Consider the following 12,713-nt stretch of genomic DNA (forward strand, 5'->3'; position numbering starts at 1 on the left):
CGAAAAAGACCAATGCAGTACTCACGCGTTGCAATAACACTGTCGGCAGGACTGACGCTGACAGCTTTCGGTGTTTCGGCGCAAACGCCGACGCCAGCCGACATCGCTAACGCGGCCCGCACCGGCGTGCAGCAGGATCAGCGCAACGAACAACAGCGCGAGGCGGACGAGCGCGAGCGCACGGTCAACGCACCGGCAGTGCGCTCGACCGCGCCTGCGGCCGGAGCATACCCAGACCTGCCCACCGAACAGCCATGTTTTCGCGTCAACCGCTTCACACTCGATGTGCCGTCGGTGTTGCCCGAAGCCGTCCGTGCGCAAGGCGCGTCTGCATTACCGCAGGACCGCTTCGCCTTCGCACGTGAATGGCTTTCGCACTACAGCGGCGCGTGTATCGGCAGGCAGGGAGTTGAACTCATCGTCAAGGGCGTGTCGCAACTGATCCTCAGCCGCGGCTACATCACCACACGCGTGCTTGTCCCTGAACAGGACCTGTCAGGTGGCGAACTGAAACTCACCCTTGTGCCCGGCGTGATCCGTCAACTGCGCTTCGCCGACCCCGCCACGTGCGGCACATGGAAATCGGCCTTTCCCACACGCGGCGGCGACCTGCTGAACCTGCGCGATCTTGAACAGGGTCTCGAGCAGATGAAGCGCGTGGCAAGCCAGGACGTCGAAATGCAGATCGAACCCAGCGATGCGCCGGGCGAGAGCGACGTGGTGATCACCGTGAAGCGCACAAAGCCGTGGACCGTTATAGCTTCAATCGACAACTCCGGCACGCGCGCAACAGGCAAGCTGCAAGGCAATCTCTCTGTCGGTTTCGACAATCCGCTGGGACTGAACGACATGCTCAACGTCGGCGCGAGCCAGGACCTCGAGTTGGGCGACAAGCGGCTCGGCTCGCACGGCTGGAACGCGTTCTATTCGATTCCATACGGATACTGGACGGCGACGATTTCCGGCAACACCAGCACGTATTACCAGCAGATCGCGGGCGCCAACCAGACATTCGTGTCGAGCGGCAATTCGCAGAATCTTGATTTCAGGCTCCAGCGTGTGATCCATCGCGGCCAGAACGATGTATCCGGACTGCAGTTCCGGCTCACGAAGCGCTTCGGTGCGAACTTCATCGACGACACGGAGATTCCACAGCAGCGGCGCGACAACACCTTCATCGAAGCCGGGCTGACCAACCGCCATTACTACGGCGCAGCACAGTTCGACGGTAGCCTCGTCTATCGTCAGGGCATCGGCTGGCTGGGCGCGACGCCCGATACCTCGGCGCAGACGGGTGGTCCGACGTACCGCTTTCATATGGCCGTGCTGGACGCCAACCTGTCAGTGCCGTTTGTGATTGCAAAGCAGAACCTGCGCTATGTGACGACGTTGCATGGGCAATTCACGAACGACACGCTGTTCTTTATCGACGACTTGACGATCGGAAGCCGCTATACGGTGCGCGGATTCGATGGCGAGACGCTGCTCGCAGGCGAGCGTGGTTTCTACTGGCGCAACGAACTGCAAATGCCTATTGGACAGACGGGGCAGTCCGTCTACGCAGGGATCGACTATGGCCATGTGTACGGCGCGAGCGCTGCGTTTCTCGCCGGGACGCAACTCGCGGGTGCTGTCGTCGGCTTGCGCGGCAGTGTATCGAGCCGTTTCGGCACGTACTCGTACGATCTCTTCGCCGGGACGCCCATCTATAAGCCAGCTACCTTCGATACGGCACGCGTCACATTCGGATTTCAGATGACTGCACAGTTCTGACGGATTGCCGGCCGCCACTGCAGCATTGGCAAACCAGTTTTCTCTTATCAACTTCAACCAACATCTCATGAAACGTCTACTCTTCGTCAGCCTTTGCCTGTCAGCCACTGCCGCCGTCGCAGCGCCCCCGGTGCTGCTGGAAACCCCCGTTACCTACGCGCCTGACGCCAGCGTGGTCGAGCAGGTCAGAAACGAATGCCATATTGAAGACATGCTCACGCGCCATGTGGGCGATGTGCTTCGTAAGCTCAACAAGGGTGGCGATGGCACCGTTGCATCGCAGGCCGGCTCAAGCGATGCGAGGATCCTCCGGTTGCAGATCACGCACGTAATGGGCGTTGGCGGCGGCGCGTGGAGCGGACCCAAGGCGACCACGGTGTCCGCGGATTTGCTCGAGGGCGAGAAGGTTGTCCGTCACGCCAGGATCAATCGCTGGTCAGTAGGTGGTGTGTGGGGCGGGTTCAAGGGAACCTGTTCAATCCTCGATCGCACGACTGTTTTCATCGCAAAGGATCTCTATCGCTGGGTGCGTGACCCGTCGTACGAGATCCGAGAAGAAGACCCACCGAAGGAGGCTTCCGCGCCGACAGCTCAGACCGAGCCGCAAAAGGTGGAATAGCCGGGCGTCCCGTAACCGAAGGCACCTAGAGATTTCCGACCGACCCGAGCGCGAGGTGTGTTCAATTGCAGCCGTCCAGGAGACTTTTGGGGGACCATAGTGGACCTATCGCAGAGATCGGTAGTGCCCTCAACGTCGGATCGGCAAGGGACCATGCATCGCTTCGCGCCTTGGTCGCGGCGAATCATTACAATGCGGTCCGGACGGGGTTAAGGTGACGGACAATGAAACGAGATCTCATCCCTCGATAAGCCGCCGTCTGTCACACCGGACTGCCCCATATTAGCTCATCACGACCGCTCCGAATGATTGAAAAACTCTCAGACTATCCAGCATTCGAAAAACTTGCAGAGGCACTGTGGCGGCGGGAATCTCGGCAACATGGAGCTGCAATCATGGTTGGCGCGGGGTTCAGTCGTGCCGCGTCGAGGCATGCAGATGGGGTGACGAAGCCGCCGCTGTGGCGAGATTTCGCAAAGTCTCTGGCGGCGCAATTGGATCCGTCTGATTCGGACTTACCTTTCTCGGATCCGTTGCGGCTCGCCGAGCAATATCGGTCTTACTTTGGCGACGCCGCTTTACATGACCTGATTCGAGCACAAATTCATGACGGAGCTCTGCACATCGGTTCGCTTCACGAAGACCTATTGCGCTTGCCGTGGTCCGAAGTATTGACAACGAACTGGGACACGCTGCTTGAGCGAGCGTCGGAATCCCTTCATGAACGGGCATATAGCGTCGTTTCCCGGGAATCCGACCTGGCGCGCATGCGGTCGCCACGGATTGTCAAGCTTCACGGCACCATCGGTGTGACGGATCAGTATATCGTGGCGCAGGAAGACTATCGCAGGTATCCGGAGAAATACGCTGCGTTTGTGAATTTTGCACGGCAGGTGTTTATCGAGAACGAACTTTGCCTTCTTGGATTCTCCGGAGACGATCCAAATTTCATCCAGTGGGCGGGGTGGGTTCGGGATAGACTCGGAAATCTTGCTCGCAGAATATACCTGGTCGGAGCATTCAATCTGCCCGCGTCTGCAAGGAGATTCCTCGAGTCAATCAACGTCGCCGCGATTGACCTCTGGGACGCTGTGGCGGAGATCGACGACCACAACCTCAAACATCAGCGGGCAACCGAGCTTTTCCTGCAAGCGCTGCAGCGACACAAGCCAAAAGAAGAATACGAATGGACACCCACGCGGTTAAAGCGACAGCATGCGGGGAATGACGAGAACGTGCGTATGTACAAGGAGCCGGCGTTTGGCGCCTTGCTTCTCAAAGGCCACCTCGAGACGCTCGCACGAGACAGAGAGACATATCCCGGGTGGCTGACGTGCCCGCCCGATATTCGCTGGCTTTTGAAAAGCCAGATTAGTTCACCGTTTCCAAACGTCGATATCATTGCATCGCTTGATGGGGCTTCTCGCGCGACGTTGCTCTATGAAATTGCATGGAGGCACGACACAGCATGGGAACCGGTGCCTCCGTGGCTGCGTAAAGAATTCAACGCTGTTGCAGACCCCGCGCTTCCGTGTGGAATCTCAAAACGGCAGCAGCTTGAGATGGCGCTGTTTCTGGCGAAGCTGGCGAGACGCGACAATGATTCCGTTGAGTTCGAGAAATGGGCTGCAGTTATCTCAGAGCATGCGATTCATTTTCCGGATTCCCGCGCTGAGATCGCCTATCAGCGAGCGGTGCTGGCACTTGAACGGTTGGACTATGCGTCCGTCCCGTCCCTGGTCGACGCCATACGTGGAGAAGATCCAGTGTGGAAGCTCAAACGCGCGTCAATACTGTGCGAACTCCTCCAATATGAAGAAGGCGACCGGCTGATATCGAACGCCTATAAGCAATTGCTAGAGCAGAGCCGTCAGGCACCCAACTCGGTCCGTGTGCGTTCGCGACTGGCTTGGGCGAGGTGGCTGTTTGTGAATTCCGACCGTTCTAGGCGTGACCAGCGTGTCGACGGCTCGGTTGGCAAAGAGTGGAGATGCGACCCAATCGATCAGTTCGACCACGTCAACGACGAAATCGCAGGGCAACGTGAGCGATTTCTAAAGCGCGCCTATTCGGTCGAACCCCTCTTCCCGACAGGACACTACCAAGACAACGCATCCGACGGTGCCGATGTGGATGCTCCGACGAGCTATGTGCTGACGTGCCTTGCTGATGCGGTTGGTCTTCCGCTTCGCCTGAAAGATGTGGACATTCTCGCGCGCGATGTGCGGGGGATAATCACATCGACGCCGTCTTCGAATTCCATGAGTCGGTTTGTAATGGCGATCAGGTCAGCAGGAAGCGACTCGAACGAGGTCGTCAAGCAAGTCTTTTCACGTATTGCATTGGCTCGGTACGAGAGGGAGACAGTTGAGGATCTTGCGACTCGAATTGAGGCTGCGATAGGGTTCTGGCGGTCCAGGACAATATCTGGCCTTCACGGCTCCCCATCGCAAGCCAGCCGCCTCCTTCGCGTGTTGATGGAGGTGCTGGCGCGGATCACAGTCCGGTTACCGGTCTCGCGAGCTGTGGATACATTCAGGCTCGGGTTGAGTCTCGCGAACGATCCCTCGCTCCGGGACTTTCCCCTGTTTGAAGCGATGGGCCACCTGCTTGAGTATCCACTTAAATGTATTCCTGAAGAGCAACGAGGCGAATTGCTAGTCGACGTGCTTTCGTTCCCGCTTGCGAATGAAATGGGATTTGACGACATTCGTCGCGACTATCGCTGGCCAAACCCTGTGATTGAAGATGTGTTTGCGAGAATTCCAGGTCCGCGTCTGGACGCGCGTATCCAGGAGCTTATTGTCCATGCGAGACAAGGTTCGCCAGCACAGACAGCGACGCTATTGCGCCTGCTCCCGCTGGTCCAGGGCGGCATTCTTACGTCCGCTGAACTGAAGGGCCTCGCGTCTGCAGTTTGGGGAGAAGATTGCGATTACCAAAGCCTGCCAGATACGGGTCTGTTCTTGAACGCATTGCACGTCCTACCTGCCCCTGACAAGGATGCGGCGACCGAGGTACTGGCACGTACATTGTTCGACGTCAACGCCGAACCTTTCCTAACTCGTGCCCATCTGTTGGCAGTCTCGGGTGTAGCAGATAGAAAGGGCAGTCCACTATTGCCGACGCCGGAGCAGGCAATTGCATGTTTTGACCGGATTGTCTCTTGGAGGCCGGTTGTCAGCCATGGTTCAGACGATGCAGAGCGGCGTGAGCAGGATAGCCTGATCGCTGCAATGGGCGAGGTGCTTACTTTTTCGGTTGTCCCGGCTCTATCGAAGGAGAGCCGCAATCACACCAGATACGAGCGGCTGTTGTCATTCCAGCAAGAGCTCTACGTGTCGGAAGCTATGGGTGCGTTTCCGTATTTTTGTCATTTGGGCGACGACGTCATTGAAGAAATCGAAAGCAGAATCGTCAAGGGTCTCCAGGCGCGGGAGTCAAGTGCAGTAGGTTGGGCCGCCCATGCTTTGCATACGTGGCGTGGGCTTGCCGCTTCGGGCTCGGTACCTGCGCCACACGAACGTCTCGTGGCGCGGATGGTCTATCTCATAGAGGCGGGCAAAGAGGTCGGATTACACTCTCTGTTGTGGTACGTCCATGAAATGCTCAACGTGGGAGGGCTTCCAGATAGTCTCATCGAGGTGCTCGGTGAATCCATAGCCCATATTTTTGATGAAGCGGACTATGCCAACGTCGATCCTGCCGGCCAGGAGGCTGTAACCGCGCCCATCGTGCGGTGCAATTGCGCCACCGTCGCTGGCGACCTCATGGCTGTTTCGCCAAGCGACGCGTTATCCCGGTTGATAGATAAAGCGAAGCAAGATCCGCTTCCGGAGGTACGGTTTGCCGTACTGAATCCTTCTCTGGCAGGCAACTGACGATATTGGGGAGGCGGATATGGCCGAAACGGACAATTTTGATGACATCTCGGCCGAGCGGTTTGCCCGGAAAGGTAGCCGTGAAGTTCACGTCTCCGAGTTATTGAAGTTTGAAAGGAGCGAACGGATACCACTGCTTGATCCGATGATTGACACGTTGCCATACGGAGACATGGCATGGTCCGCGTTCGAGAAACTTTGTGCACACCTGCTGAAAGAATCGGAAGACCTGCACATCCTGCAAGCATTTCAGTATGGGGAGCAGGGCGACGAGCAGGATGAGATTGATATCCTGGCAAGGCGGCCGGGTAGCACGAGCTTCGTGATGGCGCAGTGCAAGCGTGTCAAGACAATATCGCCATCGCTTCTTTCCGGTTGGCTTGCGGGCTTTCGGGCGAGTACGTCGGCGAAACGTTGCGAGACTTACCTCTTGTGTGTTGCATCAAGGGTAACGAAGCCAGGTGTTGTTAATCAATGGAATCAATTTGCAGTCGCGCTGGAGCAAGAGGACAAGATTCACGCTGAACTTTGGGATGCGGCCGAACTGGATCAACGACTGCGTGTTTTGCCAGGAGTTGTCAGTCGGTTTTTCGGTGTGGACTATGCACGGCGATTTTGCCAGTTCGAGCTTTCCCAAGATGACTTCCCCGCACAGTTTGCGACCGAGGATGAGTACCTTTTCGATGACCAGCTAACGCTTCAGAACAGAACCGTTCACGCGAGCATTTCGCTGCCCAGCAAACGGTATCCGTACTGCGGTGCCATTCTTTCGTTTGCAAGAAAAGACCTTACTGGCATTTCGTTCTCGGTTACGTGCAAAGAATTTGTTGGGTGGATGCAGTGGAGGAACTGTGCTCCCAACGAAGATGAGCGACCGTACGCGCGACAACCTACAGTTAGCGCGGGCAAGTTTGTACTTGCTGCGGGCGGGGTCCGACTGACGCTCGGGGACGAGGAGATTGAGCATCTCGATTGGATTCTGCGGCGTGCTTGGCCCCGTTTTCTCGAGGCGTCTCAGCAGCTCGACAGAACGTGGCGGTTCTTGCGATTTCCGAGATTCCGCGACACGGAAGTGGGTTTCTCCGTGATGAGGGCAAGCCGGCAGACATGGGCTCATATCCTGGAGTTCGCGCGCGCTTTTGATTTCGCCAACGGGACGACCGACAGGCATGTATTCGACGCGTCCAGCGGGATGCTAAAAGTCTATACCGAACATCCTCGAGGAGATCTGGCCGAAGGATACCATCTGCTGTTAAGAGCGGTTTCCGAACCCGGTGTGACTTTGCCATGGGAGGGCGACGTCATATTGGTATGGGAGCCTCCACATGGTATCGCTCAGTGTTCTGAGCGTGTAGGCCCTGAACATATGTGGGATGCGGAGTTCACGCATGACTGGATTCTTAATGTCATGTCGAAATGGGTGCATGAGTGGCTAGCGAAGCGAACCGTACACAACACCCGACTGCGATCGCTTTTTGTAGAGAAGCAGCAAAACTTCGCGTGTGATCTGACCTCTCTTCCCATACTGTCAAGGAGAAATATCGGCGCGGTCGCGACCGTAGCTGATCTCCGAGACTGGGTCAGGTACTACCAGGCGTATTTCCACTGTTACCGAGGTGCACCGATTCCGCAAAAGACGGTGTGTGATGTCCTACATCTGGTGGCTCGACATTTAAGGCATGCAGATAGCGACGGCTTGAAGTTCATCAGAATGAGGCTGCATCTAGGCGACCGCGACCTCGCGCAGGATATCGAGAGGCTTATAACCTTGTCAGAGGATGCTTTCATAGAACGCCGGTTGAACCTCGATTCAGCGCTTCGATGCCTCCTCATAATCATGGAAAAGGAACCTGATCTTCCGCGCTCGGAACTGGATCACGCATCAGATAGTTTGCGCGCTGTCTCAGGTCGTGTGCGCGAGGACCTTCTGTGTTCGGCATTTTCAATGGCTGGCTTGGCAGGGTAGTAAGCGCTTGTTCATGGATTCGATGACGAATCAAGGGAATGAGAAGTGGTCGGGGGACACAATACCGTATGACGGGGCCGCGGGGATAGCAGGCGCTGCTGCGGGTGCATTTAGGGAATTGACCTGCGTAACGAGCGGCGGAGGGTGGGCGCGCTACACGCTGACCTGCTTAAGCCCCAACCGAGACTGCAGGAGCGCGACCGTGGCGCCTGGCTAGACACCAGACGTTCAGCAGGCGATTTCCTATCAATCAAACGAGAGGGCCTCCAGTTTTGCGTCTTCAGCAATCCACTCTTCGTCCAACTGCTCGTGCTCCGTCTTCGAAATGATGTTGCTGCCGACGGAGTGCGCCAGGGGACTGGTCCGATGTGCGAGCGTCCTCATGACGCAAACGTTTGCACGTCAGGTCATCAAATCAGTCGAAATGACCGCTTAGTTCAATCGATGCTAATGGCATAAAATTGTTATTTAAAATCAATCTATCCGCCTCTTCGTGGCACAAGATGTTGTGTCCGTTCCAAAAATCGTGGAATATCTAGTAAGTTTTTCTGGTATGATTTTGCCAATCGTCCGGTAAAAATTGCTGTGAACCGTGACCCTCGCAAAGCTGTCACTGCGGGCAGGAAGGCATCGACAGAAGGGCGTCACTCGTTGTTCGCAGGAGTGAAGCCCTCGCGAGGCATCAACCAGTCCGGTGATAAATTCAGGATGTTTAATTAGGTGTGCAGAGTGTTTGCCATCATGAGGCGTGACGTTCAAAACCGAGAAGTTGAGAGAGGGCCAGAAAATGATTTCGAGTTTGGAGATTGATTTCCTGCCGGTCGGGGAGGGCGAACACAGCGGCGACGCAATCGCCGTCCGGTGGATTCAAAATGGCGTGGCCAAAGTTCTCGTCTACGATGGGGGCACCAAGGCATCGGGGCGCTTGTTGGTCGATCACGTCCGTTCCCACTATGGCACGACCTATGTTGACTACGTCGTCAACTCTCATCCGGACAACGACCACGCCAGTGGGTTGTCGCTGGTGCTCGAGGAGCTGACTGTCGGTGAGCTTTGGATGCATCAACCTTGGAACTACAGCGCTCAGATTTGCGATTACTTCCACGACGGTCGCATTACCAGTGAAAGTCTCACTAGACGGTTGCAGGAGAAAATGGCCGCCGCGTACGAGTTGGAAAAGCTGGCGGAAAAGAAGGGCATAAAAGTTTACGAGCCCTTCGCGGGTTCGGCGATTGGTATCTTCCGCGTCTTGTCTCCCACCAGTGACCGGTACGTCCATGAACTTGTGCCTGCGTTCGAGAAGTCTCCGGAACTGAAGAAATCGGAAAGTATCTTTGATTCGGCACTGTTCGGCTGGGTGAAGGAGGCCGCCCAGGCTTTCGTCGCAGAACTCTGGACTGGCGAGAGTTTGCCGGAGACTGTTACAACGTCGGCGGAAAACGAAAGCAGCGCGGTCCTCTTTGCAAAAATCGAGAATCACGGGGGGTACCTGCTAACTGGCGACGCCGGCCTAGATACCCTTCGTGCCAGCGCGGACTATGCGCGTTCCATCGGAATCGATCTGCCGAGTCAAGTCACGTTTGTACAGATTCCCCACCACGGTGGCCGTCACAACGTATCTACGGAAACACTTAATCTGCTCGTCGGACCGCCGTCGTCCGGGGAGACGACGAATGCAGCAAAGACTGCCTTTGTGTCGGCGTCTGAAAAGGCACCCACTCATCCGAAGAGAAAGGTTACGAACGCGTTCAAGCGTCGCGGTTTCCAGGTTTTTGCTACTAAAGGCAAGTCAATTCGACACGGCTTTAATCAACCGTACCGTATGAATTGGGGGCCTGCCGTGCAACTGCCCTTCTTCAGTGAGGTTGAGGCGTAGCTTTTCTGTACGAATAGGGAAAGCTCGGCGCCATGTTGCAGCATGGGTTGCCGAGCATCGGCGTTGCTCGTGCGGTTTTTTGTGCTGAAGCCAAGCCATAGCGTCGATGGCATTTTCGAAAAGATAACGTGGGAAATCATGGACGCACTACAGGCAGTGGCACAGGCAGCAACGTCTGGAAAGTCGCTGAAAACTCGAAATATGGTGTGGTTAATAGCCGTAGGAATCGTCGACGTCATCGTGCTGTTGATCATCGCGTTCCATAGACCGATCGATGACTTTACCGCTGACAAATCGATAGCGTTGCGTATAAGTTTGTCTGTCTTCCTGCCAGTTCCGATTCTGTTTCTTTCGTACCTCCTGTCGCACAAGGCCAAGGCTATCCTGGTGTTTTGGCGCGTCAACAATCCGATGCCGGGCTCACGAGCATTCTCGGTTCACGCGCCGAGCGATGTACGGATTGACTTGACAGCGCTAAAGAAAAATGTAGGGGAGTTTCCCGAGAGCGAGCGTGACCAGAACTCGATGTGGTATCGACTGTACAAGCTGGTCGAGAACGACATCACGGTGGTAGAGACTCATCAGAAGTATCTGATGTTTCGAGACATTGCAGCCATGTCGATATTGCTTGTTCCTGTCGCTCCTTCTGTGCTCTTCCTCTTTGGTAATAAGCCCTCAACCGCGGCTTGGTCTGCCGCGGTCTTCGGATTGCAGTATCTGATTACAGCCGTTGCCGCGCGTAATAGTGGCGTTCGCTTCGTACAAAACGTTCTCTGCATACACGCCACGAAGAAGGTGACCGCTTCGAAGCGGCCTTCAGCAAAGCGTCCGAAGGACGATGCCTGACGTCCTGAGGTTTGGGAGGCCGCTATAGGCTGGGTTGTGGTTTTCAGCTATTGCGCGTCGACGACCATGCGTGTCTGTCTGCCGAATCTGAGCCTGACCTTATCGCAGGGCGGAGCGGTTTCTCTCGTGATCACAATAAACAAGGGGAGTGTATGGGCAGCATCATTCTCGGACCAAAGATCCTTCCGGACCATCTTACCGAGCTGGCAGGCGGTAAGGCTGGCCTTGCAATGTCTATCGAGGAGATTTGCGACCATCTTTCGGGAACTAAATACGCAGATATTGTCCTCGCTGCCGAGGTCGATGGAGTGAGGCTGCGGTCCGAAGTGTATGAAGATCTGTTCTATCGCTTCATGTACCGCATCGGCTATATCGAAGACGAGTACCTGGGCCCATCAATTGAGATGGCCCAACAATTTCGGCAGTACAAAGAGGATCCTCAGAAGCTCGACTTCTATATGAGCGTGAGTGCAGTAATGTCGCACCTAATGAGAGAAGGGTATTCTCGTGGTGAGTCGATACCTGCTGATCCTAGGGCGGTCATCACAGCGATTGAGCAGGAGTTTGGCACTCCGGGTGCGAAGTTCGCGCTAGAGACATACGCTATTGTTCAAAAGGGCATAGATTTGGACCCCCATGCGGCGCTATTTCATAAGTGGGACGATGCACTCGAGTTGAAAGGGTTGTTCGATGGAACCAACAAGGATCCAGAGAAGGGACGGTTTATTGATCAGCGATACATTGACTACCTGTCCAACAATACTGATCGACTTGGCGACATGCACTGGCGAAAATTCGAGCAGCTAACTGCAGAGTTCTATGAGCGCGAAGGGTACAAGGTTGACCTAGGTCCGGGCAGTAACGATGATGGTGTGGATGTCCGTATCTGGCATCCCGACGCTGACCCAGCTGAAAGCCCGCTATGCATTGCTCAATGTAAGCGCATTCAGGAAAAAATCGACAAAGTCACCGTCAAGGGACTGCACGCCGATGTTGAGTTTGAGAAGGCGACTTACGGCGTCATCGTCACTACGTCGGAACTGAGTCCAGGAGCGAAGACGACTATTTCGGCGCGTGGCTATGCGATTAATGCCGTCGAGCGAGATGGCGTTAAGAACTGGCTTAAGAAGCTGCGGACACCTGGGACTGGAATCGTCCGTTAGCGAGTAGCCGCATCGTTTCAGATATGCTGCGTCAGCGCGTGCGATCAGGTCCAACGTGTCCGTCTCGCGCGATTCACAGTCTTACCTCAATGCGGTCGTTGACGGTGCGCGCTCACGCCTTTGCGTCGGGGCGATATAGCGCGTTCCTCATTCGGACCACGATCGGGCCGGTTCCAGCCGTTCAGCTAGCATGTTTGCGTGGCCGATCGAGCGGAGATTTCAGCCTCGTTACTGGCTGACGTTTTCATGATGACGCATCGCGCGTTGTCCTTCGCGCAATCGGTATCGGGCTGCATGCTGCGTGCGAGAGTGGAGCTCGTTCAGAACCCATCCTGGCCGATCCCGAGCAATGCCATAGCCATGAGGGCGAAGACGATGATCGTCATCGGTCCCCGCACGACGTCGCACGCACGTTTGATTCGAGAGCAATCTTTGCGGACGGCCGTTCTTTCACTTCGCCAGAGTCGGAAGCAGAAAACCTGGCAGAAAAATGCGCATCGGCGTAGATACGGCTATCAATATGGGCCGGTGCGGACTGGCGGCCCCCGCGCGTCGTTTGAAATCGCCGTTGGGACAGTCGATGTTCCGA

Annotated in this window: 7 protein-coding genes; all 7 read left to right on the forward strand. The window is 55.9% G+C overall.

Going from position 1 to position 12,713, the window contains the following annotated elements; all coding sequences use genetic code 11:
• Positions 1–12: 12 nt before the first annotated feature.
• Positions 13–1,773: a ShlB/FhaC/HecB family hemolysin secretion/activation protein gene (locus BLT65_RS31820; RefSeq protein ID WP_091785481.1), complete on the forward strand. Its 1,761-nt coding sequence runs from the start codon at positions 13–15 to the stop codon at positions 1,771–1,773.
• A 67-nt stretch (positions 1,774–1,840) separates the two neighbouring features.
• Positions 1,841–2,392, forward strand: coding sequence for a hypothetical protein (locus BLT65_RS31825; RefSeq protein ID WP_091785708.1), 552 nt, complete (start codon positions 1,841–1,843; stop codon positions 2,390–2,392).
• Between the two features lie 305 nt (positions 2,393–2,697).
• On the forward strand, positions 2,698–6,273 hold the full coding sequence (locus tag BLT65_RS31830; RefSeq protein WP_091785484.1) for an SIR2 family NAD-dependent protein deacylase: 3,576 nt from the start codon (positions 2,698–2,700) through the stop codon (positions 6,271–6,273).
• 19 nt (positions 6,274–6,292) lie between these two features.
• Entirely contained in the window at positions 6,293–8,239 is a 1,947-nt protein-coding gene (locus BLT65_RS31835) for a hypothetical protein (protein WP_091785487.1), read from the forward strand.
• Between the two features lie 748 nt (positions 8,240–8,987).
• A complete protein-coding gene (locus BLT65_RS31840) occupies positions 8,988–10,115 on the forward strand; it encodes a ComEC/Rec2 family competence protein (protein WP_208545833.1) in 1,128 nt (375 codons plus the stop codon).
• 138 nt (positions 10,116–10,253) lie between these two features.
• The gene (locus tag BLT65_RS31845; protein WP_091785714.1) at positions 10,254–10,961 is read left to right on the forward strand and encodes a hypothetical protein; all 708 of its coding nucleotides are present in this window, start codon (positions 10,254–10,256) and stop codon (positions 10,959–10,961) included.
• Between the two features lie 152 nt (positions 10,962–11,113).
• Positions 11,114–12,124 carry a restriction endonuclease gene (locus BLT65_RS31850; RefSeq protein ID WP_091785490.1) on the forward strand — a complete coding sequence of 337 codons (1,011 nt, stop codon included), beginning with the start codon at positions 11,114–11,116 and terminating at the stop codon, positions 12,122–12,124.
• Positions 12,125–12,713: the final 589 nt, after the last annotated feature.

This window comes from Paraburkholderia steynii (genome assembly GCF_900100565.1).
GTDB lineage: Bacteria > Pseudomonadota > Gammaproteobacteria > Burkholderiales > Burkholderiaceae > Paraburkholderia > Paraburkholderia terrae.